Raw genomic sequence first — 25983 nt, 5'->3', positions numbered from 1 at the left:
ACGAGTTCACCCGGCTCCGCGAGCCGATGGCCCCCCAGGCCGCGGCCCGGCTGGCCGGCACGCCGCTGCCGCCGGTCGCGGCGTACGCCGAGCGCGTCGCGGACCTGGCCGCCGGCCATGACCTCGTGATCGTCGAAGGCTCCGGCGGGCTCCTGGTGCGCCTCGACAGCGAGGGCGGCACACTCGCCGACCTCGCCCCGACCGCTGCAAGTGCAGGACGCTTCCCGGTCACCACCGTGGTCGTGGTGACCGCCGGACTCGGCACCCTCAACCACGCCGAGCTCACGGTGGAGGCCGCCCGGGGCCGCGGACTTGCCCCGCGCGGTCTGGTCGTAGGCGCCTGGCCCCGGCAACCCGGCGCCGTCGAGCGGGAGAACCTGCGCGACCTGCCCGAACTCACCGGCGTGCCACTGCTCGGCGCCCTACCCGACGGCGCGGCGGCCCTGGACACCCCCACCTTCCGCGCCCGCAGCACCACCTGGCTCACCACCGCCACCCCACCCCCGTGACCCGCATCGGCTCGCCAAGTGCGGAGCGCCGCGAGCTCGGACAGGGACAACTGACGCAACCCATACAAGAGTGCGGGTAGTACACGGATGCGCCGCCTTGATGCCGACCCCCGGTAGCGCATCAGCACGGCGACGCCCGCGCCGCCGTTCCGCGCGTCGGTACCGGAGCCAACAACGCCCTGCAGCCGCCGGATCGCGAACGTGTAGGCGGTCAGGCCGAGGTACACCTCGGTCTTTCCGCCACCGGTGGGGAAGAACAGGAGGTCGATGATGGCGATGCGGTCCGCGGCGCGCTCTGGGTGCGCGGGGTCGGTGAGCGACGGCAGGTTCAGGAGCACGAAGGCGAGCTGGAACGGCCGCCAGGAGGCCGCCGCCTCACCCTGGTCGCCGAGCAGCCGGATGCCGGCGTCGATCCGTTCGGCCGCTCGGCGCCTCGTGGAGCGCATGCTCGGCAGCCGGGCGCAGCTGCTCGGGCAGCTTGCCGACCTCCTGCAGATCGCCACTCGCGGTCGCGTCGGTCTCGGGAAGGCTCGCGGAGCTCGAAGCCGCGCCGCGCGCGCCCGGCTTGGGACCCAACATCCCGACCAGGTATCGCTTCGCGGGGACCCATCGCGCGAGGCGGGAGTTGCTCGTGCTCGCCGTCCCACGGGCCAAGCAGGTCACGCCGGACGAGTTCCTCCAGCGCCCCTCGGACCTCGTACGACGTCGCGGACTCGAACGGTTGCGGATCATCCAGGGACAGCCTCTGCGCCGGCCTCTGCGCCACCAGCTCATCCCATCATGCGCCACCGACGAAACGCTGGACCTCCGTTCGCGATGCCGGTCCCGACGCCGCCCCGAGGACGACTGCCGTGGCGGTTCGGGTGTGCACCTGGCGGCGATCTGCGCGGCGGCCAGTCCTCACGCGCGGGGTGAGCATCGCTAATCAACGGCGCGGGCGCATCGATGGCCACCCTAACGTGAGTCTCTGACGTTCCGCCCTGGTTTCGGGCCTTGCGCCATCGAACGGTGGCCGCGGGTGAGAGTTTCGCGAAAGTAGCCCGGGATATGACGGTCTGTCGCGAGGGGGACCCGTGAGTGCCATCGGTGAGGCGAAGGCGGCGATCGCGTCGGCGTCGGGCGAGGCCGATCAGGCGATCGGGGCGGTGGGGCAGGCGGCGCAGTCCGTGGATGAGGCGTTGACGCTGATCGGCCAAGCGGCCGAGGACAGCGGGTCCGACACGATCGAAGAGGCGCAGGCCATGTACCAGCAGGCGCGCGAGCAACTCGACGAGGTCATGACCCTGCTGCAGAGGGCGCAGCAGACCGCCGACGAGTACGCGGACAGCCTCTGAGGGCGCGAGTTCCTCGTGGTTTCTCGTGTCGCCCGCGCGGTCGCGCTGCTCGCGCAGGCCGTGGACGCGGGAAGCCAGGCGCAAGGGGCGTGCTCGACGGCGGACGAGCACGGGCGGGTCATGCGCGATGCGTACGGCCCGATCGCCGAGGATTCCGGCCACGATGTCCCTCAAGCGGCCCACCGCGACGTCCTCGACGCGCAGGAAGCGTTGCTGGAAGTCTCGAACCGCCTGCACGGCGCGGCGGAGGCACTGCGCGACTACGTGCGGCGCATCGCGCCTGGCCTCGCCGGCGACTTCTCTCCCGGCTCGGTGTACCGTCCAATCGGGGCAGAACTACTCGATCTCGCCCGAGAGAGTCAGGCGCAGAAGAGTAAAAAGGCACGTTGGCTTGACGAACTTATTGAGGGTGGCGAAGAAATATCAGAGGCAGCAGACACGACCCTTGACAACGTGAGTTCGATCAAGCCTGCTTACACCAAGATGCCGGAACCGCCGGGTCCCGCGTCTGCTGTCGTCAGTCGACCACGAGATCTCTCGATCCCTGTAGTGTCCTCATCGGAACCTTCCGCCGGCCACGCCGCTGACATCGCCGTCGCCGTTGTGACCGTCGCCTTGGGCGCGCGGCGGTTCTTCCGCAGAATGGGCCAATGGCGAAGGAGTGGAAATGCCGGTAGCGGAACTGCGTGAGCACATCCGCCAGACCCTGTCGACGAGCGACGATCTTGACCGGGCTCTAGTGGAGCGAATGGGGGGTGCTAGGTGGGCAAAGGCAGCGCTGGCTGGTGCCTTCGTGACCGCGGTCGGTCGGCGCTTTCCTTCGCCGCCGACTCGTGAAGAAGTGGCGGAGTTGGTGGCGCGGATCCGTGAGAAGTACGTCGCTGCCGACGCGCTCCCTCCCATGCTGGGTGAGGCGTTGGTGAGGTCCGGCTTCGAGGACCAGTCCCTGCTCGAGGGAATGTCCGCCAAAGAACTCACGCAGGGGCAAGCGATGATGACGTACGGGATCGTCCATGATCTCGGTCTCAAGGGCGCGGAATTTGAGGAATTCCTCACGGAGTCGGCGAAGACGGCGCAAGAATATCTGGGCGAGTGACGAGCGAGATCGGAGAATCTACCGGTGGACCCCGAGTATGGTCGCCGTGCCGTCACCGACTTGTTCCAAGGTGTTCGGCCGCCGCCCCCGCCGATCGATGAGCAGGATTCAGGATTCTTCGACCACATCGTAACCGTCACATTCACCCTTTGGGTCCAGGAGGTCCTTGGTAACGCCGGGGAAGCAGCTATCGGCAGAATCCGGCGCGAGTATCCATTGTTCGATCTGGACGGTCGACGGATTCCCGCATGGGTCATCGAGGGATTCATCCGATCCGCGCTCGGCGACGTGACGATGATCCAGGGAATTGACGCGGAAACGAGGGCCGACGTCCAGATCGGTCTCATGTCGAAGTTCGCTGAGACGGAACCAATCTTCGACGAACGGCGAGCGGTGTTGGTCGAAACGGCCGTTGACGCCTTGGCAGAGATAGGCCGACGCAAGCCAGGTCGGCCCGCCTGACTCGTAGTGAAATGCGCTCAAGCTTGATCCTGGCAGAAGCTCGCCCGGACGGCCTATGTACCAATTCGAGTGCCCGAGAGGAATTCCGGACCTATTGCCCAATTCTGCCATGCGGGGCAATTGCCTTTTTGTTGACCGGCACTCTTCGCGGATCCACTTACCCGTCGATGACTATGAAGCGAATCGGTTCTGCCAGAACCTTCACGGCGCCAGACAGGTCTGCCAGCCGGGCGGCGAGGGTTGCTGTTGCCAGGCGTTCCGGCAGGGCTTCGTTGAACTTCAGGCCCTCGAGGGCACGTTCGTCGATGTCCGGCAAGCACAGGCGGTCAGCGGCGTCGGCGCTGCCGGCTTTCCACATCTCGAGCGTGAGGTCGGTGCGCATCCGGATGCTGGCGTCGTCGAAACGCTGGACGCCGTCGGTGAGGTCGGACAGCGTGGCGGCGAGGGTGGCGTTGGTGCGGTAGCCGCCCCAGGTCCACCACCTGACGTCGTCGTTGATCCGGGTGATGACGGTGCCGCTGGGATGCACGGTGGGCAGGTTCTCGTCGCGCACCTCGGCGAGGGTCCTTCGGGCGCGTTGGGTCAGGGCGACCGGTGGATCGGCGCCGAGCAGCACCTCACGGGTGGCGTGTGACAGGGCGAAGCTAGCTCCGGAGATCCCCGGTGTCATCCAGCGAGCCTTACCGCCGCCTTCGGCGGGCTCGACGTAGCAGCGCCTGCGCTTCCAATCGGTCCAGGTAACCTTCCAGCTCCGCCCGCTCAGGAGGAGCAGCCGAGGTCCGTCAATCTTCTCGGTGAGGAGCATCGGGTCGGTTCGCCCAATCTCCTGCCGGCCCGCCAGGACGGTGAACTGCGGTGGCGCCGTGAAGACGGCGGTCATACCCATGAAGTGGCGGTGCCCGAATCGCTGTTCGGCGGTCGGGCCGATGAACAGCAGCTCTCCGTCCTGTTCGACGAACCCGCGCTCGATCAGGTGCCGCATGATCGGTTCGGCGCTGCTGTCGAAGGGCGCCAGCCCGTTCCAGGCGTCCTTCCATAGCGAGCTACCGATCCGATGTTCCTGCAGGCACAGCGCCAGCAGTTGCTGGGCCACGATGTGCCGCGGCTCGGGTGGCGCGACGACCGGTTCGACATACCCCTTTCCCCACAGGTGAAGCATCCCTGCCGACCAGAGCAGAGCCTGGCGGTTCAGGGCCAGGAACACGGCGTTGCGGGAGCCTCCGGGGCGGCGACCGGTCCGACCGAGGCGCTGCAGGAAGCCCGCCACGCTGGAGGGGTGGTTGATCTGGATGACACGGTCGAGGTCACCGACGTCGATGCCCAGCTCGAGCGTCGACGTGGACACGATCACGCAGTCACGGGCCTCGGCGAAAGCCTGCTCGGCCCGGTGCCGTTCATCCGCCGACAGGGAGGCGTGCGACAGGAAGGTGGTCACCCCGCGCTCGCGGAGGGCGGCACCGATCTCCTCCACCAGTTGCCGGGAGTCGCAGAACACCAGCCGCTTCTCCCCCGCATGCAAAGTTGCGATCACCGTGGCCGCGTTGTTGACCGACCCCACGTAGTCGAGCTCGACGTCGGCGGGCGGTGGCGAAGAGCGTGGCGAACTCCCTCCCACGGAGAACGCGTCGGGGAAGATCTCGTCAGCAGCCGTTGCAGCACGGACGTCGGGGGCGACGACGAGGGCTGGGCGCTGGCCACGGCCCGAGCCCTGCAACCAGTCGAGCAGTTCGATCGGGTTGCCGACGGTCGCGGACAGTCCCACCCGCTGGATCGGTCGGCCCGCGACGCGGGACAGCCGTTCCAGGACGGCGAGCAGGTGCCATCCGCGGTCGTCCCCCGCGAACGCGTGGACCTCGTCCACCACGACGGCTCGCAGTCCCGCGAAGAACGTCTCCTGCTCGACCTTGAGACTGATGAGCATCGCTTCCAGCGATTCCGGAGTGGTCAGCAGGAGGTCCGGGGGCTCGCGCAGGATCCGCTGCCGCCCCGCGGCCAACACGTCCCCGTGCCAGATCGCGACCCGCCGCCCCAACCAGCCCGCATACTGCTCCAGACGCGGCTGCAGGTTATTGAGCAATGCCTTCAAGGGGCAGACGTAGATGACCGAGAGGCCCGACCAGTGCCGCTCCTCCATCGCGGTCAGCAGCGGGAACACGGCAGCCTCGGTCTTGCCACCGGCGGTTGGCGCGAGGAGCAGCGCGTCTGCGCCGTCCAGGACAGGATCGACCGCTTCCCGCTGCAACGCGCGCAGCGTCCGCCAGCCGAGGCTGTTGACAATGTGGTGGCCGAGCACCGGGTGCAGCCGGTCGAAGGCGGTCAGCACGCAGACGTCCCGGTCACGGCAGATCGAGGTCGATGTCGTCGGCCCGGGCTGCGTTGCGCTCGACCTCGGTGAGCTCCGCCGAGGTCACGGTGAGCGCGTAGTGCTTGCGGGGGTCGAATTCCGCGAACTCGTCCACCCTGTCCAGGACGTCCGCGACCAGCTTGCGCAGGAAGATCCGCGGCGCGACACCGACCTTGCCGCCGAGGCCGCCGGTCACCGCCTCGGCCAAGTCAGCCACGTAGGCGTCGTCCACGACCGCGGCGACCCGACCGGGGTTGCGCGCGCCGCCGACGAAGAGATCGCGCACGGCCCGGCCCAGCTCCCCGAGCCGTGCGAGGTCGAATCCGGAGAGCCGTAGCTGTACGGCACGGGGCGAGTCGAACCGTGGGTCCGTGGAGAAGTCGGTCGCCAGCCGTTGCGCCAGTGGGGCGAGGCGCTGGACCCCTTGCTGACCGTCGAAGAAGGCCGGGGTACCGGTGATGATCAGGAACAGGCCGGGGAACCGGCCGGCATCGATCTCGTCCAGGAGCTGCCGGAGCGCGTTGAGGCCCTTCTCCCGCACGTCGCCACGGACTCGTTGCAGCGTCTCGATTTCATCGAGGACCAGGAGCAGCCCGGGATGCCCACAGTCACGAAGGACCGTCAACAAGCCTTGCAAGAAGCCCAGCGCCGCGAAGTGGTCAAGGTCTCCACGGACACCAGCCGACCGCCTGGCAGAGGCCGCCACGGACTTCTGGCCCCCCAGCCACGCGATCAACGCCTCCGCCGTCGCGGCGTCCTCGTCCAGGCGCGCCCGCCGATACCCGCGCAGCGCCGCCGAGAACGCCGGAGTGGTCCGGGCGACCTGAGCCAGGCGTTGTTCCAGGAGCGCAGCGACGGCTGCTTCGAGCCCGGCAGCGTCATCCGGCGAGACCTGACCGGCCTCGAGGGCTTCCTCTTCAAGGGTGTAGAGCCAGGAGTCGACGATGCCCCGCAGCGCGCTGGGCGGGTGAGTGGCCGTCGTCAACCGTTCGGTGAGCCGCCGGTAGACCGTCTCCAGCCGGTGCAACGGGGTCTCGGTCTCGGAGATCTGCACCTCGGCGGTGGCCATGCCGACGCGCTTGGCGCGTTCGGCCAGCCACCGGGCGAAGAACGTCTTGCCCGATCCGTATTCGCCCCGCACGGCGTGGAAGGCCGCACCACCCCTTGAAACCGCGGCAAGGTCCTCGTCCGTGGCCGCCACGAACCTGTCCAGGCCGACGGCGAACAGGTCCAGTCCCTGCTGCGGCACCGTACCTCGGCGAAGCGCGTCAATCACCTCGCGTCGACGCGCCGAGCTGACCGGACGGCTCACTCGGGCACCTCGAACTGCTGCCGAAGCCGTGGAATGTCCAGGCGCAGGGTCCGGCCGTCGTCGACGACGCGCACGACTTCGTACCCCTCGACGTTCAGCAGTCGCTCGAGGGTCGCGGCGAAGAACTGCGGGTTGCGTCCGGCCCGGCCGGCTCGTGCGGCGACGGCCGCCAAGGGCAGCGTCCCGCTCGCAGCGACCAGGGCGTCGATGACCGCGGCGACTTCCGCCTTGCCCGGAGGTTTGCGCACGAACGACTTCTGGACGGCATACACCTCGCCGTCGACCACCCGCGTTCCGAGTGATTCACGCGGCGACGTCGCGACGTCGCCCACGCCTGCCGTCGCCATGCCGGGAACCTCGAACAACGAGTCGTCTTGCGGGGCCTGGACCGCCTTGCCGGTCCGGGGCCGGCCAGTCTCCGAAGGAGCGGCAAGGCCCGCTTCCGCCGCCCGCGCGAGGGCCACGTCGGCGGCGGGCCGTGCCTCCCACCAGGGCGGGGTCACCGCACCAGGCGCGAGCACGGACCAACCCGCGGGCAGGCCGTCCGTACCGGGCAGGAACGTCAGGATCGGAACGGTGACTTCCGTCAGTGCTGCACCTCCGTGGTAGCCGCCCCGGCGGGGGGTGTAGTGGACGTCCTCCCGCCAGGCAAGCACGACCCGGCCGCCGGCGGCGAGGACGCGCGGCCCCGCTACCTCGACCTCGCCGGGTCCAGGGGCCCCGCTCCGCCATCTGGCCGATTCGACGCCGGACGCGGCTGTCGGGCCTTGCCCCGGCTGGGTCCGGTCGAGCACATGACCGTGATCGGACACGATCACCACCGGTCGCGCGTAGCCGCGGGCGGCGTCCAGCAGGTCGGGCAGGAATGTGATGTCCTGCAGTCGCCAACCGGTGCGGTCGCCTTCCCTGCCGTGGTCGAGCGCGTCGTCGATCGTGTTCAGGACGACGCCGACAACCCCGGTCCCGGCCAGCGCTTGCACGAGCGGCTCGGACAGCCGGTGCCCCGCGGGGCCGACCAGGTCCGCCTTGTGGAACAGCACTCCCTCGCGCCGCCTGGACCGCCAGAAGGCGGCGAACCCCGACGACTCGGTCGCCCGGTCACCCGCCGTCAGCGTTCCGGTCAGCAGGCTGGCCCGGCTGAGCTGGGTGGTTGAAGGGAGCACGGATGCCGCTGCCGCCCGCCGGGCGGCCTGCGGCGAGATCTCGGTCCAGGAACGCTCGAGCAACTGCTCGCCCAGTTCTGCGGCGACGGCGCTGCTCATCCCGTCCAGGACGATGATCAACGGCGCGTGCCGATCACTGGTCAGCGGGGCGGCGATCCTCGCCAGGAGATCCTCCACCAGCAGGCAGCCATCCGGCGCCGGGGTGGCGGCCTGCGCGGCCCACGTGGTCAACCGCGCGGCGAACTGCTCGTCCAGGTCGTCCCGGCGGGTGCGTACCGCGTCGTGCAGGCGCCGGTAGGCGTGCCCGACCACCTCGTCGCCTGATGGATCACCCATCCAGACGACGGCCAGCGCGCGATCCACCCACCCCCAGTCCGCGACCTGCCGGGACAACCCCTCCGCGACGGAGGTCACCACGTTGGCCGGTGCACCCGACAACCAGCGCAGCAACCGGACCCCCATCCGTGCGACGTCCAGCCCACGCGAGTCCAACCGCACCAGGCTGTGCTCCTCGACGGCCTCGAGCGCGGCCTCGGCGGATGCGATCGCCTCCGCGTCGGGGATGCCGGCAGCGGGCACGGCAAGCGTCATGGCCAGCGTGCGCATCCTGGCGCGCAAGGCGGAGGGAAGGACCCGGCTGAACGCCAGCGCCTCGGTCAGACCAGCCTGGGCGGCAAGCCCGTCCGCCCGACGGGCCACCGCCAGCACCCGCCCGGCGACCTCGCTGTGCGGGCCACGGCGCTCGGCGTCCGCCACCCACCGCGCCAGCGCACCCTCGACCACCTCGCCCAGGGCACGCAGCTCCCCGGGCGTGGTGACGACGCCACCGAGCAGCCCACCGAGCGCCAGGGCGGCATCCGCCGAGGCGCCAGGCGCCGCCGCCACCGCGCAAATCAGGCCCAGGGCCATCGCGTCCCCGGCCCTACCTGCCACGGCCAGGGCCAGCATGACGGGCGCAGCGGTCCCTACCTGCGCGGTCAGCCAAGCGGCGATCCCCGCTCGCTCCGGGCCGGAGAGGCGGGCGAACCGCTCCGGCGCCCCCGGCCGCTGCGTCCAGCTCAGCAGCGTGTCCGCGTCCAAGCTCCCGCTACGCGCCTCGTCGGCCAGGTCCAGGCGGGCGCCGACGAGCTCCCGCACGGCCGTGTCGAGGGTTAGCAGCCCGCCCTGGGCGGGCCAGCCGAGCGCGGGCTCGGCATCGATCAGGGCGTCGACCAGCCAGGGCGCTTGCCGAATCCGCGGATCGACGTCGTGGGCACCGAACCGTTGCTGGACGATGTCGACACGGTCGACCGACAGAACCCGGGCCCGCAGGGCGACCCCTTTCAGATCCCACCCGAGGTCGTCGCCCACGCCGGTCGTGATGACGAGCAGGTCATCACCGACCGGCGCCTTGCTCAGGTGGTCGTGCCAGGCCTCGACTGCCCCCAAGACGGACTGCTGGTCGCTGACCCGCACCACCCTGCTGGAGGCGTCGACCGTCACCGTAAAGTCCGTCGCTACCGGATCCGTGTAGCGGCCGTGCACCAGGACCAACCGGGGCGCGGTGGTGGGCCGATCCCGATCCCGATCCCGATCCCGATCCCGATCCCGATCCCGATCCCGGTCCGGGTCGGGCGCGACGGACGGCGTTCGACCGAGCTCCCGCTCGACGAGCGCCTGGAGGACACGCCGGTTGAGCGCCGGTGGCGCACCCGTCACCCCAGAGCCTCCTCATCGTCGTGGGAACCCTCGACGGCGCCGACCTGGTGCCAGCCGATCTCGATCTCCACGTCAGGGTGGGCGGCAGCGAAGTCGCGGATCTCGCCCGTCACCTGCGCCACCAGAGCCGGCAGCGCCGACTCCACCGCGCTGGCCCGCACCCGCCGCGCCTTCCCCGATCGCGCGGGGCCGGAGGGAATCCCCGGTTGCTCCACGTCGGTCAGGCTGATCTGACCGGCACCTGCTGGCGGCTCCGCCGACAGTGGAGGCGCCGGCGTTGGTTGCGGACCCGGCGGCGGTTGCGGTGTCGCCGGCGGTTGCAGTGTCGGCGGCGCCACGGACGCCAGCCTGGCCGCCTCGCTGATCAGGGTGACCGCCCGCTGCCGCACCGACTGGAGAACGGGTGCCAAGGGCCGCTCGAACTCGGTGGCAGCTGCGGCCGTGGCGACCTCTTCCAGCAACCGCTCGGCCTGGTCGGCCAGCCGGTCCCCTCGGGCCACGAAGCCGCGGACGGACGCCAGCAGGGTCCAGTCGACCGCGTCCAAGGCTGCCCGCACCTGCGGCGCGGAGGTGATCGCCAAGGCCAGGACCACGTCCTCGACGTCGTAGCCGGCGGCGGCGAGGACACGGACCAGTTCGGTGGCCTCCCGCGCGGCACCGAGCCGTGCGAGCAGGTCTGCCGCGTGCCGGACAGACACGACTCGCGCTGCATCCGGGCGATCGGCAAGGCCTAGGTCACCGGCATGCCGATCCAACGAGCGGCGCACATCGATGACCGGCGCCTCGAGCGTCCTGACCCTTTCCCCGACGTCGCCGGCCAGGCGGGCGACGTTGCGGGCGAACAGTGCGTCCGGCACCTTCAGCCCGAACAGGGTCGCCGCGCGCCCGCGGGCGGTGGCGAACTCCGCCTCGGTCGGCAACTGTTGCGCGCGCAGCGCCCATCCGGTGCCGAGCCGGTCCAGGCTCGGCGGTACGGACTCCACGTGACCTTGGAACACCCACGCCCGGTCGGCCAGCAGCGCGTACGTGCTGATGACGAGACTGCTCGCGAAGCGGTCCAAGCCGGTCCAGCCGAGGTCTGCGATCCAGCCCCGAATGTCCTCGACGGCGAAGTCACCACGGACGCCGATCTGCGCAGCGTGCTGGTCGATCCGGCGCCGCCACTCCGGTGACACGGTCAACGGTCCGTCCGCGACCTCACCGAGCTCCAGCGGATGCACTATTCGCCGCGCGAGCGCGAGCTGGCCGGACTCCAGGAGCGTCCGTCGTTCGCCGTCCTCCATCGCCCGGGCGATCCAGTCATGGACGTTGCGCAACTCCGCGGGAGTGACCGCCCTGCGGCTGCGGTTGGGGTCGAAGTCGGGGTGCTTGGGGTACAGAGTGGAGAAGAGCCCGTCGGTCAGGGACAGCAGGTTCTGCTCGAAACCTGCTCCCCCCAGCAGCCTCGGCGCGTGGCCCGGGAGCAGCGACCTGACGTGGCCCTCGTCGCCGACCTGCGCCGACAGGTTCGCCTCGTCGCCTCCGGCGATGCCGTACAACTGCTGCAGGATGACCCCGAGCTGTGAGGTGAGGGTGTCCCGCTGGGCCTGCAACTGGTGCCGCACTCGGATCTGGTCCTCGGCGCCGAGGTGCGCCGCGTAATCGGCGAGCCGCTCCCGCTCCAAGAGGTAATTGATCTTGAGCAGCCGGCCGAGCTGGCCGCGTCGCTGGTCCGAGAAGAAGTGCGGCAGCCACACCACGGTGGGGGTCTCGAGGCGGTCCCGCTTCAGCCGCTCCACGCGGCGGGCGTCGTCGCTGGGGTAGTGCCCGGGAGCGTCGAACGGGTAGTCGAGGACGACCCGGACCCGGCCCTGCGTGATGGGGGAGAACTGAGCATCCGGCAGATCAGCCTCGTCACGGACGTTGGCGAACACCAGTTCCGCGGTTCGCCGGGTGCCCCGCCAGACCACTGGGCGCTCGCAGACGAACTCCCCGCCACCCTGGACGCCGAATGCCCGCCACAGCTGGTCCTTCACCCAGATCCGACGCGCACCCAGGGAGTCCTGCTCACCGACGGCGTCGAGCAGGGGCTCGATGTCCAGGTCCGTCAGGTGCAGGCTGAAGACCGGGTCCTCGTCCCCGTCGGCGCGCAGCTCACCGAACTCGCCCTGCAGTTCCCGCAGCCGGCCGACGACGAGTTGGCCCGGGGTGCTTACCCGGGACCTGATCGAGCCGTGATTGAGCGCGGCCAGCCGGGCCCCGGTCAACCGCGCCAGCGCGGGGACATCGGGGGTGATCGCAGCCAGGAGCAACGTCTTCACGAACCGATCGTCGGCGACGAACCGATTGTCGGTGTCGCTGCCGTACTTCTCCAGCAAGTAGGCGCGTGCCTTTGCGTGGAACCGTTGCGCGGCATCGGCCTCGCGCCGCAGCCGGTCGGTGAACGCCTCGCCGGTGCCGTCGGCGAGCACGTCCCACAGGTCGCCGAGCGGGATGAGCTGCCCGAGCTTCAGATCCTCCCGGCGGCGGAACAGCATCTCCTGCAACAGTTTCAATCCGGTGCGTTCCCGTTGCAGCGCGCCGGACAGCGCGACCAGCACGTTCAGCAGGGCCGGGGACAGCGGGTACACCTCCCGGAAATCCTGCCACGTGGCGCCGGTGGCGCCACCGGCGTCGAGCAGGACATCCCGGGTCACGGCGCTCGTCGACTCCACCGAGGCAAACGCGTCGTCCAGCGCCGCCCGTCCCGGCCCGGGCTTCACCTTCAGCACGCGTTCCTTGATGATCGCCGGAAGGTTGCGGTCCTCCAGATTCACCACGTCGAAGCGAGCCGCGAGGTACTGCACCTGCGTCTCGAGGTTCTTGACGTCCGCGCCGGTGACGTCCTCCCCGACGAGCTGGGACAGGTCCCGCTGCCGGGAGATGAACGACACGATCGGCAGCGCCCGCTCGGCCACCCCGGACTCGATCAGCTTCACCAGCGAACTGACCTGGGCGTCGACGAAGTCCCGGTCGCTCATGTGCGCCTGAAGCCACAGGATCAGCTCGTCCAGGAACAGGATCAGCCCGTCGTACCCGAGCGACTTCGCGTGCCGGGTGATCACGGACAGGCCGTTCTCCAGCGGGATGAACGCTCCCGCGTCCCCGCTGGCACCCCGCACGTACGACGACATCGGCCCCGACAGCAACGCCGACACCAGGGCGTCCCGCGCCCGATCACCGGCCGGCGCCGTGAACGCGCGATCCAGCTCGGCCGGCGTCCATCCCGTGACACCCGCCTCCTCGATCACGTCGAGGTCGTCGTCGCCGCCCGAGGTGTCCGAGGTGCCTCCCGCAGCACCCAACCATTCCGCGAACCGGGCGTCGTCGGCCAGGAACTGCCGCTGCCGCGCGGCGTCGGCGAGCATCGCGTCGGCCCGGTAGACCGGAGGTGTGCTGCGGTCGGGATGCAGGGGGCGGATGGTGGCGACGTACCCCCCGAGGATCGCCGACCCGAGATCGGCGGCCCCCACGAGGTGGTACGGCACCATCAGGAACTTGCTGCCCCGCAGCCATTCGTCGTGGTCGGCGATCACCGGCTGGAGACGAGGTTTCGCCCGGGCCGCAGGCTCGTTGTTCAGGATTGCGTGGAGCACGGTCAGGAAGTGGCTCTTTCCTGACCCGAACGAGCCGTGCAGGTACGCCGCGTGCGACGAGCCGTCCCGCATCGCCGCCTTGACGATCGAGAGGGCCTTCCCGAACGCGTGCTGCAACTGATCGGTGACGACGTATTCCTCGACCCGTTGCGCGGTCTCGGCGAACCCGCCCGACAGTTCGACCTTGAAGTCACCCGCGTGCACCGACTCCGGAAGGTCGATCACGTCCCGCAGGAACAGGTCGCCGCTCAAGCCAGTTCGCCCCGTGTCGTCGTCATCATCAACGTCTGGTCCTTGTCGTCATCGGCTGGGGGCGCTCACCTGGAGCCGTCGTAGCACCTCTTCGGCGAGAGCCCTGAACTCGGAGAAGCACACCTGGACGTACCTCTGGGTGCTCCCGATCGCGCCGTCCGCCGCACGCAGGTCAAACATCGGTTTGCGTGCATCGTGCGCCAGCGGCATCAGGCTGCGGTAGTTGCGAACGGTGGCGATCTCGTGCCCCGCCGCTGGCGCTCCGTCGCCGTCGCCGAGCACCGCCGCGGCGTACACGCCGGGGATGCGGTCCAGCCACAGCTGGTACGCCCGTACCGGCCGGTCGAGCCGCATGCTCGGCTGCATGACGACGTACCCGAGGGGTGTCATGTCTCCCGCCGGTGCGCCGATAGCGGACGGGACCCGGGGCAGCGCCGTCGTCTGCCAGTCGGCACGCCACTTGCGCAGCACCGGCCCGAGGTTTCGCAGGCCCTGGGCACTGAAGAGATCAGCGCCCAGCGGCACGATGACGTGTTCGGCCAGCAGGAGCGCCGACCGGTTGAGGGCACCGAGATTCGGGCCGACATCGACCAGGACCACATCGGCTTCCACCCCGTGCGCGGCGGCGCGGACCAGCCGGTGGAAGGCGGTCGTCACCCGGACAGCCGCGTTGTTGCCTCCAGCCAGGGTCGCCGGCCATTCCTGGGCCAGACGTTCCTCGAACCGGCTCAGTGACAGGTCGCCCGGCAGCAGCCACAGGTTCTCCGCGATGGGGCGTGGCGCGATGGGCGCGACGTCGCCAAGGCCGTCCACGATCGGCTGGACGGCGCCCGCGACGGTGGCCCGGTCACTCTCGTCCGCGCCCCACATCGCCTCGAGGTCACCCTCGTCCACGAAGTGCGCGGTCAGGTTCGCCTGCGGGTCGAGGTCCACGGCGAGGACGCGGAGGCCGAGTCGCGAGACCATGTGCGCCAGGTGGTAGGCGAGGGTGGTCTTTCCGACACCGCCCTTGTTGTTGAACAGCGCAACCGTGGTCATGGTGTCGTCGCCTCCGCGCGGCACGGCAGCGTCACCGTCCACCAGGACCGGCTCACCTCGAAGCGCGGCGGCGGATTTCCGTTCCTGGCCATCTGCAGCCGCATCCGTTCGATGCCTCGACCGAAGCGGTTGACATAGCCGAGGGTCTTCGACGCGGCCGCGAGGGAGGGGTTCCGATAGTCGTTCACGTGGTCGAAGTTCTGCTCGTCAACGGCACCATACGGGCCGCCGGGATTGCTCACCTCGACCCGGTCGTCGAACCAGAGGATACGCACGGGCGAGTTCGAGCCTTCATACGTCCGATGCACGAGAGCATTCATGATCGCTTCACGCAGCGCCGGAATCGGGTAGTCAGAGATCCCCTGTTCGGCGAACGCGTCGACACCCTCCACCCGGCGGGCAACGTAGGCCTGAAGGAGGGTCGTCACGGTACGGATTCCCGTGATCAGGTTGTCCCGGATCTCCTCCTCATCCCGGATCGCCGCGTCAGCGTCCACTCCGTCGTAGCGAACGAACTGGATGTAGGCACCTGGAATGAAGGCGGTGGGGTCGAAGCCACCCAGGAGGAGCCCGAGGACCGTAGGCACCCCTACCGGATCGAGCAGGCGCAGGGAACGCAGTTGCTGCGGCAAGGGGCGGCCGTTCTCCTGGAGCACCTCCGGGTCGACCGCGACGGAGACATAGGTGGAGCGCAGCAGTTCCAGGTCCAGATCTGATTCCCGGGAACCGGCCACGCTGCGCGCGTCGAACGGGAGGGTGGCGGATACCCGTCGCTCGCCGAGAACCTGCTCGTCCTGTGCGGACGCCCGCTTGGTGAGAGGGCCGGGGCGGACCCACGCCACGCCGTCGAGACGGACGGGCGGCGCCGTCGAGGCGTGGACGTGGATGCGGATGACGGTCGTGCCGTCGAACAACGCCCTGTCGACGGTCATCGACGGCCGCTCCAGGAGCTTGCCCTCGTCCCGGATCTGCGCCAACGCCAGGAGCGCCTCGTCGCTGGTGTCGACCGTGCCGGCGGTCCCGTCGCTCGCGACGCCGATCAGCAGGTCGCCGCCGCCGGCCCCCACGAGGTCGTTGGCCAGCGCGCAGATCGCCCGACGGATGGCGTCGCGGTCCCTCGCCTCCCGCTTGAACTCCAGCGTCGGGGACTCCGCTCGCCCCAGGCTGATCGCGAGGTCATCGGGCACGGTCACAACTATGCCCGAGCCTTTCGGCCGCGCCCGGCCTGCGGGGGACGCCACGCACGCAGGGCGTCTTCGGTCAGGCCGTGCCGGGTGCGCTGGCCGGTAAGGAAACCGTCGAGATCCTCGGCGGGGTTGCCCCCCCAATCGGGGTCGTGCTCACCGTGCCACTGGCGCACCCAGGGCAGCACCTCCTGCAAGCCGGCCAGCAGTGGGGTAAGCCGGTCGACGCCCCAGCCGGAGTCGGTACTGCGGTCGTTGACGAGGTTGACGAGAACCTGCGCCTGGTCCTTGTGGTCCCAACCGGCCCAGCCGAGCAGCAGGGTCGGGTCGGCGTCGGGGCCGGCACCCGGATACGAGCTGAACCGCTCCTTCGGGACGTCGAGCTTGCCGCGCTGGGACCAGTACGACGTCCTGGCGAAGTCCACCGGCTTGTACTTCGGCGGGACGTCGATGGGGAGCCGCTCGCCGGTGCGGTCCTCCTCGCGTTGCCGCTCCCAGACCCGTTCCCACTCAACGCGCTTGGCCAGGCCCGACTTCCGGTAGCGCAGGGCCGCGAGGAAGGGGACATGCTGGTCCGCGACCACCGACTCGAGCACCTGGGCCAGCGACCAGTCGCGCTTGCCCAGGTGCTCGGCGGCGTACAGCCGGGCCACGGACTGCATGTCCTCATCGGTGCGGAACTGGTCCGCGAGCTGGCTCACGGTCAGCGGGCGGGGCTGCTCGAACCCGTCCCGCAGGGCGAACCACAACCGGCGGTCCTCGCACCGGTCGAGCAACCAGCCCTTCAGGGCCTCCCGTTCCCGCGCCTCCCACGGCTCGATCGACCACCGGCGCTTGCACTCCGGCCGCTCGATCAGCGCCAGATCCCGCCGCTTCTCGATCAGCTCGATCCGCGCCTGGACGACGCTGCGGTACTCGGCCGGCCAATGCTCCGGGATCTCGGTGACCGGAGTGGACCCGTGCCGTTCGAACCACTGCTCGACGGCTTCGTCTTCGACGGCTCGCGGCGCCATCGCGATCTCGAATGACCGTTCCCCGAGCCTCACCTCGGGAAGAGCACCGCGACTTGCCACCGTGCACGCCGCAACTTCAGCGTCCGTCAGCAGGCCGTAGGACCTATACACCTGCCAGTCCAGTTCTTCCTGCAGCGCAATCATCCGACCACGAACCAATTCCTGACTCTGCCTCGCCAGGTCCAGCCTTTCGCGGCTTGGCGTTTCGACTGAACAGACTGCTGGCGGCTCGTGCGCCGCGAGATCTCCCGCCATCGCGTCCAGCGTCCGTCCAATCTCCAGTGGCAGCACCGGTGGCAACGGAAACTCTTGGAGCTTCGTACCCGTGAATTCGAAATAGTTCTCCCACGCGTAGCGGCCCGTCGACCGCTCACCGCCTCTGTTCCCCTTGTCCTGGCTGACCTGCTTCAACCAAAAGCACGCGGTTGACGAGTTCAGCACCCCAAGCAGCGCCAGGTGATCGTCCTCGCTCGCCCCCTCCGGCAACTTTATCACCGGCGCGGTTCTGTTGAACAAGCGACATTCCCTGTCTAGTGCAAAGTGATTGTGGGTGGCAACGAACGCGAACCCTATTCCGAAACGGACACTTAACTTGCTCGAATAGTTTTCAAGATGGCAATACCAGGGATGGCCACTTTCAATGACTGTCTTTTCAAAGATCACACGAGTCGATAATAACTCACGAAATGGCCACAGGCTATGAATCGCGAGCCTGTTTTCAGAACTGACAGCCTCTGTGTTGCGAAGGTCGGCGTACGGATTTCGGACAAAGATCGCGCCCGCGATCCGGAAGTCACGAACCGCGTCGCCGATCACGAGTTCTCGAATGCAGGCCCCGTCCCCCAATCGTTGGGCAGTCTCCCGATTGGGAAGAAAGAACGCATCGTCCGCCCCCGTCGCGGTCGTCCGTCCGACACTGGTCACGCGCTGTCCGAGCGGGGAGGTATGCAGACAAATTCTGTTCGTCAGATCTACGGCCCCACCTCCACTGAGCGACCAGGGGTAGCCAGCAAAGACGTCACGGTCGGCGTCCACCGCGGAAACCCATTCGGATTCACTTGGCGAGCCGAAGGTCTGAGTTACGATCGCCTGCCACACGAAGCCCTTGGCTGGGTCTCTAGGCAAGGAAGGTTCGCCCCGAACGCTCAAGACCGCGCGAATCGGTTCGTCACGGGCCAAATGGTTCCGCCCAGCAAGAATCACTGTCGGGGTCCCGTGACCCGGGATGTGCGCACCGGACGTGTTGATGACATGCGTCAGATGAACACTCGGAAAGAAGTCGACAATGAGCTTCTTGCCGAACTCGCGTTTCATGAATGAGTTGGCCGTGATCTGACCGACGAAGCCGGCAGCACGATCGCCGTTTGAGCCGCTGGTCTTGCGGGCGAGCTGGAAGAACCGCTGGGCGAAGGGCACGGAAAGTGCGTACGTTCCCGCGCAGGCGTCGTACCGACCCCGGTAGCTCTCGTTTTCCCGCTTGTCTTTCACTGTGATGTATGGCGGGTTGCCGACAACCACGTGGTACGTGCCGCGGCCGAGCAGGTCAACGTCGCGGAACTCGTCGACGTCCTCGGTCGTGTAGGTGTGCTCCTTGGGTTCTTCGCCGTCCGAAAGGTCGAACAGCGGCGCATCGTCCTCCTGCAAGCGGGGGGCGCCGCGGCCATGGATCAGGGAGTCCCCGACCGCGACGTTGATCGGGAACACCGGGGCCTGGTCGAGGCGCTTGACGCCGGCCGCCGCCAACACGGCGAGCAGCAGCCGGAACCGCGCGATCGACACCGCGAACGGGTTCTTGTCGACGCCGTGCACCGAGCCGAGGGACCGGCGGATGAGGTCCCAGTCGTCCGTGCCGGGCGCCGTGCGCCGCCACTGGTCCAGCAGGCGGTGGAACAGCCCGAGCAGGAAGTGCCCGGACCCGCAGGTGGGGTCGATGGTGCGCAGGCCGTCGAGCCCGAACTCCTCGATCGCGGGCGTGAGCGCGAGGTCGAGGATGAACTCCTCGACGAACTCCGGGGTCTGCAGCAGCGCATACGTCTTGCGCGCGTGCTCGGACAGGTCCTGGTAGACGTCGCCGAGGAACCGGGTGTCCCAGCCGTCGAAGTGCCAGCGCGTTTCGCCGTCCGGGTCGCGGCGCCACCAGAACTTCACGAGCTCACCGGCCGCCTCGTACGACGGCGTGATGTCCCACAGGGGGTTGTGCCGCCGGTCGAACAGCCCGGCGACAGTGTCATTCATGCCTTCGAGGTGGTCGAAGGCGGCGAGCAGCCAGTCCCGGTCGTTCAGGTTGGGGTTCCTGTTGAAGAACGCGTTGCGTCGTTCCTCGGCGTCGATCAGCCGCTCGCCGGGGCCGGAGAGGAACGGCCACTCGATGAACTCGTTGTCCTCGCAGTAGCGGACGAAGACCGTCGCGAGCACCCAGGCCGCGGCCGCCTGACCGACCCGTCCTTCGAGCCACTCCGCGTACCCGGTCGCCGTCCGCCGGGCCTGGCGAGCGCCCTGGTATTCCGCCCGCAGCCGCGCGTCCACATCCGGCTCCGCGGCCCGCGTGGTGAGGTCATTCGCCAGGAGCGCCACCTGCCGCCGGAGGTCCTTGACCAGTTCGGTGACCTCGCCGTGCTCCGCCGTCCTCATCCCGCCGCCCTCCCCTCTCCGGGCAGGGTGCCCACCCCGTGCAACCAATGGATCACCGACGTGTCCAGTACCACCCGCTCGTGATCCCCGAGCACCTCCACAGTCTTGCCGTCCAGGCGCGGAACCTCCCGGGCATGCTCCCCCGGGCACAGCAGCCACAACCCGAACGGCGCGCCGGCCGGGCGGCGCGCGGCGTTCTGGAGTCCGGTGAGCACCTCGCGCCCGCCGTCGTCCCAGTACCGCGCAAGCAGCCCGGCGCCGTGGACGAACAGCACCTGCCGCTCACCGGCCACCCTGGGAAGGCGCTCCGCGAGCCGGGTCATCGCCGCTCGCAGGTACGAGGACAGCCCACGGGGGGTGGCGCCGGTCTGGCTGAGTCTGGCGTCCCCGCCGAGAACCTTCGCCCAGTCCTGACCACGTTCGGCCACCAGGGCCCGGAACAGGGCCAGGAACTCGCGGTTCAGGTCCACGGCCGCGACCGGGTACCGCTGCTCGATCGCGGTTGCCGTCCCCGGCAGGTGCTTCCCGCGGAGGGTAAGGGCAAGGAACCCACCGCGGGTGAGCGCGGTGTCGAGTTTGACGGCGGCCACGTCGTTCCGCTGGCCCGCGGCATCGTGCGCGCGGCCGTGCACGCTCCCCAGGCTGCCCAAGGTGCTCGACATCGATGGCGTGGCCGGTACCGGAGGCCGGAACCGGCGGTCCGCGGCGTCGTACTCGAGCTGATACCCGGCCTCGGCCAGCGCCTCCTCGAGCTGGACGTGGGTCAGCGGGTCCGCGAGTACGAGGTCGGGGAACCGGGCTCGGACCCGGTCCAGGAGGGCGTCCACGGTGATCCCGGACTCGCGGCGGTCGCTCGCCCCCTGGCGGACCCCGGACGCGGCCTGGGAGATCCGCAGGGCACGCGCGAGGTCGAGGTCGCGCGGGTAGAGCTCCAGCCGGGGGGAGGCGGCCACCCTGGTGGTCGACGCGGCGGCGGCCAGCTCGACGAGGCGGGTGTCGGCGAGCGGGTCGAAGCCCTCCGGCGGGGTGACCGCGCGCAACTCCCGGAGGACCGTGCCACGACCGGGCAGCGGGTCGCGGGCGGCGAGATCGTCCGCCACTCGGCCGACTGCCGTCGCGTAATCGGCCAGTTCCGGCGGGCTCGGGTCGTCAGTGCCGGGCAGGGACTCCAGGGCGATCAGGACGGCGTCGCCGCGACGAAGGACAGCCAGTCGTGGACCGGCCTCGTCGCCCACGAACGTCCCGGCGCCGTCCTCCACCTGGGGGCCACCCGGGTCGTCGTCGGGCGCCGACCGTACCTCCGTCTCGACAGCGGCCCGGACGACGGCCAGCGCGCGGGCTATCGTCCGCTCGGGTGCGTCGTCGGCGGCCCCGCGCCGAGCGCGCAGAGCGGCCGCGAGGTCGCGGGCGGTCATCACCCGTCCACCGGCCGCGACGAGCTCGACAATCTCGTCGCGCACGGCCGCCATCCACGGCTGGGCAGCCCACTCCTTCACCGCTGCCTTCTGGTTGCGCGAGACGGTCATCTGGGTGATCCCGAGTCGATGAGCCACCTCGACCTGAGTCGGCCACGGCGCCGGGATCTCGTGCTCATCAGGGAGACCGAGCAGGAGGCGGATCGTGTCGGTCTTGCTGGAACGACGACGGCCGTGGTGCGGCGACAGCAGGGTGGCCAACTCGTCGATGGATGGGACCCAGTCGGCCTGAACCTCCACCTCGACCGCCGATGTCGGCTGCCCGGCCGATCCGGAGCGCACCTTCGCACCCGCACGGCCCGAAGGGGGCGTGGCTGGCTCCTGGACACGGCGCAACGCGGCGGTCCACTGCTTGTGCCGCCGGTTCAGCTCCTTGCGGACAAGAGCGCCGGCCCCGCGAGCGCGGGCGATCTCGTGGAGCGGGACGTCGAGCAGCTCACCCACGGTCGTGGCCGAGAACCCGTGGGCGACGGACACCGCCCGGGGGGTCAGACCGGAGGCCTCAAGGGGAGTGTCCTCGGTGGCGGCCGCCACGTGCGCGTCCAGCGTCTCCCCGAGGGTCTCACCTTCCCGCCCGAGTGTGGCGGGCGTGCTCGGCGGTGCGGTCGCGTCGGCCGCGGTGAACACCGCGCGCCAGGCGTCCTCCATCCGGCGCAGGGTGTCGAATCGGCTGTCGACTTCACGGTGCAGCGCTCGCCGGAAGAACGCAGCCAGCCCGTCTCGCAGAGCTGGATCGAACAGCTCCTCCGCGATCGCCGGGGTCTCGTCGTCGGTCATCCGGGGATCGACCGCGCCGTCCCTCCAGACCGGGCGGGCTCCCGTGGCCATCTCGTAGAGGGTGACCGCCGCGGCGTACCGCTCCGCCTGGTCGTCGAAGACGGGCCGGCGGTCGGTGCCGATGAAGGGGTCGACGTAGCCGCGGGTCCCGACGATGACGTCCTTCTCCGGGACGTCCGCCAACGAGAAGTCGAACAGCACCAACTGGCGCGAGCGGTCGGCCCGGCGCAGGATGCCGAGGTTGTCAGGCTTCAGGTCGCGGTGCCGGACGCCCTTGCCGGCGAGCTGGTCCAGCGCGGTGAACAGGTCGCTGCCGAAGCGTTCGAGGTCGTGATAGCTCAACCGGCCCTCGGCGCGCAGGTGTGCCCCGAGGGACTTGTCGCCGGCGTACGACAGGTCGAGCACGGTGCGGGTGCCCACCTGTCGAGGACCACCCAGGAGCCGGACGACGGCACCACCGCCGACCAGGTCCAGCGCCCGCGCCTCGGCGGTCAGGCGAGCGGCCTTGTGCTCGTCGAGCGCGACCTTGAGGACCTGTTCACGGACGACGACCTCGCCGTCGTCCGCCTCCTCGAGTCTTTGCAGCAGGAGGGCCCGCGCGGTCGCACCGGTGCCGAGTACCCGTTCGACCGTCCAGTCGCCGTCGATCTCCTGACCCGGCCGCGCCGTCAGCGGGTCGACGTTCACGCTCACCGGCGCGTCGGCGACGTCCCGTTCGGGCTCGGTCAGATATTCGAGGAACGTCTCCGCCGAGTCGAGCCGCTCGTTGACGTCGGCCCTGGTGGCGTCGAAGATCAGGGCGTCCAGGGCCGGGGAGATCCCGTCGGACACCGCGACCGGGCGGAGCCCACGCTCGACCTCCAGGCGGCCGATCAGCGCCGCCCGCTGGGTGGCCGGTGGATCACCGGTGAGGATCAGGTAGGCCAGCGCACCGAGCCCGAACACGTCGAGGTCCGCGGGATCTGCGTACGGGGTGTCGGTCTCCGGCGCCAGGTACACGTCCGCGTTGCTGGTGTGCCGTCCGGGCAGCGACGTTGCCCGGAGCGACGACCCCCCGGTGGTGTCGAAGTCCCGAGCTGCGGACTGCCAGTCGATGATCCGCAGGACGGGATCGGAGCCGTCGTCCTTGGCCGACACGTACACCGATCGTGCGGCAAGTGCCCGGTGGTACAGGGAACGGCTGTGCGCGTAGCGGACGGCCTCGGCCAACTGGCGGACCAGGTCGAGGCGCATGGGTGGGGTCAGCCGCTCGGCGTGCACGGCGAGGTAGGAGTCGAGCTGCAGGTCCCTCGCGTGATGGCGGAACAGGATCGCCGGGCCACCCTGGTGGGTGCGCAGGTCCAGCGCCTGGGCGATGCCCGGATGCGCGATCCCTTGCAGCACCTGGTATTCCCTGCGGGCCGCGCGCTCCACAGACTTGCGCACCTCGTCAGTGGCCTGCAACGCGGTCAGGTAGATGCGCACGCGGCCCTGCTCGCGCACCAGTCCAGACCGGGTGGCCAGCCGATCCTCCCAGGTCGGGCCCGCGTCCAGAACCTCGGAGGCCAGCATCCAGTCGTCGCCATATCGCAGGTGGGCGGTCGAGGCTCGGATGCCGATCTCGGTGAGCAGCTTGGGCAGCTGCTTGGAGAACTCGGGAGTGACTCGCTGGGCGTCTCGCTGCGGGGGGCGGCTCAGCAGATCGCCCCAAACCGTCGGCAGACCGGTCGACGCGCCGTCCCGGGCGTAGACCATCGTGCTCTGCACCTCGTCGAGGGCGGAACTGAGGCCCGGTGCGGACAGGAAGACCGCCGGCTGCACGAAGGGGACTCGCAGGCGCATGTTCAGCCGGCGAGCGGCCCAGTCCAGGCGGCTCTTGAGATCCTTCGACTTGACGTCGGTCAGGAACAGCGGGTTGCGGATCGTCCGGACCCGCCCGCCCTGCTCCTCGAACGTCCAGGTCTCCCCGCTGTTGACCACCCGACCGGGGTGCCCCTTCAACTCCACCAGGTAGAGCCCGCCAGGGACGGCGATCAACAAATCGCACTCGTTGACCCGGCCCGACGCCGCGGTGAAGGAGAAGGTCGCCCAGGCACGGTAGGGCTCGGCGTCCGGCAGCAGTCGCCGGACGTGGTCCAGGCCGTCCTGCTCCCACGGGTACTCCGAGGGCCGCTCCTGATTCCACCGGTGCTGCCGCCTCGGCTGCGCAGGCCCCGGGGCCGCCCCGCCCGGCCGAGCCACGCCGATCACTTCCTTCCGTTCCGCCCCGCTCGCCCAACCGACGGTGGCGATGCTACTGGGCGCAATCGGGCCGTCGCAGGCAAGCAGCAAGTCGATTGGGTTCCGACCGGATATCCGAGACACCCGGGCCGTCGAGCTCCCTGGCCTGGGCGAAGATCACCTCAACGTGCGACTCCCTACCGGTCGTGAGACCCGAGGCCCTCCGTGAGAGCAAGGAGAAGCTCGGAGAGGCGGTGACCCTGCTGCGAACTGCGCAGCAGACCGCCGACGAGTACGCCGCCAACCTCTGATCGACTGCTTCGTGTCTCACGTTGGCCGGGCCGTGGCCCTGCTCACTCAGGCCGTCGAGGCCGGTGGGCGGGGGCAACACGGGTGCTCGGTGGCGGACGAGCATGCCCGGACCATGCCGCAGCAGTACACGCAGGCCGCCGAGGGCTCCGGTCACGACGCCGTGCACGGCGCTGTCCGGCTGGTCTCGGACGCGCAGGAGTGCTTGCGTGAAGCGGCCAATCGGTTCCATCAGGGAGCCGAGGCGTTGCACGAGTTCGTGCGCGACGTCGCTCCGGACCTGGCCGGCGCGGTCCCCACGGGGTCGGAGTACCGTCCGAGCGGTACCGAACTGGTCGATCTCGCCCAAGCGAGCGCGGCAGCCAAGACGCCGAGGGCACGCTGGCTGCAACAGCTCGCAGGCAGCCGAGACGATCTGTCGGATGCAGTCCAAGGAAATGCCGATCGGGTGGAAGGGGCGTCGCGAACGTTCCATCGATTGCCGGATCCACCCGGACCCGGTATGGCGGAGTCCCGCGAGCCGCGAGATCCGTCCATCGCGACTGTCGGTCAGGCCGCCCCAGAACTATCCGCGGGACACGCGGCCGACGCCGGCCTGACTATCGCAACGCTCGTGTTTGGATGGAAGCCGTTCTGGCGCAGGGTCGGAAGATGGCTAAGGAGTTGACATGCCCGTGAAGGAACTGCGTGAGCACATCAGGCTCATGCTCACGCCGGATACGAAGCTCGATCGCGACCTCATCGAGAGGATGGGCGGCGCCAGGTGGTCGCGAGCCGCGCTCGCCGGTGCGTTCGCCGTCGCGGTTGATCGCCGGTTTCCCTCACCACCGTCGCGCCAGGAGGTGACCGAGCTCGTTGAGTGCATCCGAACGGACTACGTCCAGGCCGAGGCGCTCCCGCCCATGCTGGGCGAAGCTCTGGTGCGGTCGGGCTTCGGAGAGGAGTCCTTGCTCGATGGCATGTCCGACAAGGAGCTCACCGAGGGCCAGGCGATGCTTACCTACGGCATCGTGCTGGGCGACCTCGGATTGAGAGGTGAAGCTTACGAGGAATACCTCACGGAGGCAGCCGAGACCGCTCAGGAATTCTTGGATCAGACTGGTGCATGACCCTTTGCCGAGGGGCATCTGATGGATCGCGAGTACAGTCGCCGAGCGCTGAGCGAGATCTTCCACGGGGTCTTCCCAGGTCCGCCTCCGAATGAGGATCCGGCTGAGGGTGTCTTTGACAGGATCGTGGCGGCGGCGTTCGTGCTGTGCGTACGGGACGCCGTCGGCGACGGCTGCGAGGAGGCCATCCGCCGCACGCGGACGGAGTACCAGATCATCGACGTCGACGAGAAGCCAGTGCCTGCCTGGATGGTCGAGACCCTGATCCGCACAGCGCTCGGCGACGGCAAGATGATCGAAGGGGTCGAGCCCATCCGGCGGGTCGACGTCCAACTGGGATTCATCCATCAGTTCGTCACCCAGCCCACGCTGACGGACGCCAAGCGCGAGGAACTGATCGACGCCGGGATGACGCTGCTCGAAGAAATGGATCAACGAACCCGCCCCGCGTAACGCCAATGTTG

General features: G+C 69.4%; 17 protein-coding genes. 8 read left to right on the top strand and 9 right to left on the bottom strand.

Annotation, left to right across the window (positions count from 1 at the left end):
* A partial coding sequence (gene bioD / locus AC08OU_RS03995) for an ATP-dependent dethiobiotin synthetase BioD (RefSeq protein ID WP_476604391.1) occupies positions 1 to 509 on the top strand: 509 nt, incomplete at its 5' end.
* 375 nt (positions 510 to 884) lie between these two features.
* Here the strand turns inward: bioD and AC08OU_RS03990 are convergent.
* Positions 885 to 1172 (bottom strand): hypothetical protein, encoded by a 288-nt coding sequence (locus AC08OU_RS03990; RefSeq protein ID WP_476604390.1) that lies wholly within the window; start codon positions 1170 to 1172, stop codon positions 885 to 887.
* 410 nt (positions 1173 to 1582) lie between these two features.
* Here AC08OU_RS03990 and AC08OU_RS03985 point away from each other — a divergent pair, with 410 nt between their 5' ends.
* Genes AC08OU_RS03985 through AC08OU_RS03970 form a run of 4 tightly spaced genes read left to right on the top strand, consistent with a single transcriptional unit; the run spans position 1583 to position 3401 of the window.
* Positions 1583 to 1843, top strand: a complete 261-nt coding sequence (locus AC08OU_RS03985; RefSeq protein ID WP_476604389.1) for a hypothetical protein — start codon at positions 1583 to 1585, stop codon at positions 1841 to 1843.
* Positions 1844 to 1858: 15 nt separating this feature from the next.
* Entirely contained in the window at positions 1859 to 2533 is a 675-nt protein-coding gene (locus AC08OU_RS03980; RefSeq protein ID WP_476604388.1) for a hypothetical protein, read from the top strand.
* On the top strand, positions 2511 to 2939 hold the full coding sequence (locus AC08OU_RS03975) for a hypothetical protein (RefSeq protein WP_476604387.1): 429 nt from the start codon (positions 2511 to 2513) through the stop codon (positions 2937 to 2939). The genes AC08OU_RS03980 and AC08OU_RS03975 overlap by 23 nt, the downstream gene beginning before the upstream one ends.
* A gap of 24 nt (positions 2940 to 2963) precedes the next feature.
* The gene (locus AC08OU_RS03970) at positions 2964 to 3401 is read left to right on the top strand and encodes a hypothetical protein (RefSeq protein ID WP_476604386.1); all 438 of its coding nucleotides are present in this window, start codon (positions 2964 to 2966) and stop codon (positions 3399 to 3401) included.
* 157 nt (positions 3402 to 3558) lie between these two features.
* On the opposite strand, the gene AC08OU_RS03965 is transcribed toward AC08OU_RS03970, so the two are convergent.
* Genes AC08OU_RS03965 through pglW form a run of 8 tightly spaced genes read right to left on the bottom strand, consistent with a single transcriptional unit; the run spans position 3559 to position 24122 of the window.
* Complete coding sequence (locus tag AC08OU_RS03965) at positions 3559 to 5724, bottom strand: DEAD/DEAH box helicase (RefSeq protein ID WP_476604385.1); 2166 nt, start codon at positions 5722 to 5724, stop codon at positions 3559 to 3561.
* A 13-nt stretch (positions 5725 to 5737) separates the two neighbouring features.
* Positions 5738 to 7057, bottom strand: coding sequence for a BREX system ATP-binding protein BrxD (gene brxD / locus AC08OU_RS03960; protein WP_476604384.1), 1320 nt, complete (start codon positions 7055 to 7057; stop codon positions 5738 to 5740).
* The gene (pglZ, locus tag AC08OU_RS03955) at positions 7054 to 9918 is read right to left on the bottom strand and encodes a BREX-2 system phosphatase PglZ (protein WP_476604383.1); all 2865 of its coding nucleotides are present in this window, start codon (positions 9916 to 9918) and stop codon (positions 7054 to 7056) included. Before pglZ ends, brxD begins: the two co-directional genes overlap by 4 nt.
* The gene (locus AC08OU_RS03950; protein ID WP_476604382.1) at positions 9915 to 13784 is read right to left on the bottom strand and encodes a BREX-2 system ATPase PglY family protein; all 3870 of its coding nucleotides are present in this window, start codon (positions 13782 to 13784) and stop codon (positions 9915 to 9917) included. Before AC08OU_RS03950 ends, pglZ begins: the two co-directional genes overlap by 4 nt.
* A gap of 48 nt (positions 13785 to 13832) precedes the next feature.
* Positions 13833 to 14822 carry a ParA family protein gene (locus AC08OU_RS03945; protein ID WP_476604381.1) on the bottom strand — a complete coding sequence of 330 codons (990 nt, stop codon included), beginning with the start codon at positions 14820 to 14822 and terminating at the stop codon, positions 13833 to 13835.
* A complete protein-coding gene (locus AC08OU_RS03940; RefSeq protein ID WP_476604380.1) occupies positions 14819 to 16015 on the bottom strand; it encodes an ATP-binding protein in 1197 nt (398 codons plus the stop codon). Before AC08OU_RS03940 ends, AC08OU_RS03945 begins: the two co-directional genes overlap by 4 nt.
* A gap of 2 nt (positions 16016 to 16017) precedes the next feature.
* Positions 16018 to 19650 (bottom strand): BREX-2 system adenine-specific DNA-methyltransferase PglX, encoded by a 3633-nt coding sequence (pglX, locus tag AC08OU_RS03935; RefSeq protein WP_476604379.1) that lies wholly within the window; start codon positions 19648 to 19650, stop codon positions 16018 to 16020.
* Complete coding sequence (pglW, locus tag AC08OU_RS03930; RefSeq protein ID WP_476604378.1) at positions 19647 to 24122, bottom strand: BREX system serine/threonine kinase PglW; 4476 nt, start codon at positions 24120 to 24122, stop codon at positions 19647 to 19649. Before pglW ends, pglX begins: the two co-directional genes overlap by 4 nt.
* A gap of 322 nt (positions 24123 to 24444) precedes the next feature.
* On the opposite strand from pglW, the gene AC08OU_RS03925 reads away from it, so the two are divergent.
* The 3 genes from AC08OU_RS03925 to AC08OU_RS03915 all read left to right on the top strand — a co-directional run bounded on the left by AC08OU_RS03925 (position 24445) and on the right by AC08OU_RS03915 (position 25972).
* Positions 24445 to 25077, top strand: a complete 633-nt coding sequence (locus AC08OU_RS03925) for a hypothetical protein (protein WP_476604377.1) — start codon at positions 24445 to 24447, stop codon at positions 25075 to 25077.
* A gap of 1 nt (position 25078) precedes the next feature.
* Positions 25079 to 25519 carry a hypothetical protein gene (locus AC08OU_RS03920; protein WP_476604376.1) on the top strand — a complete coding sequence of 147 codons (441 nt, stop codon included), beginning with the start codon at positions 25079 to 25081 and terminating at the stop codon, positions 25517 to 25519.
* 126 nt (positions 25520 to 25645) lie between these two features.
* Positions 25646 to 25972 (top strand): hypothetical protein, encoded by a 327-nt coding sequence (locus AC08OU_RS03915; protein WP_476604375.1) that lies wholly within the window; start codon positions 25646 to 25648, stop codon positions 25970 to 25972.
* Positions 25973 to 25983: the final 11 nt, after the last annotated feature.

The organism is Frankia sp. CcMO1 (assembly GCF_977945845.1).
Note: the sequence above shows the minus strand (reverse complement) of the source record. Positions and strands in the feature narration are given on the sequence as shown.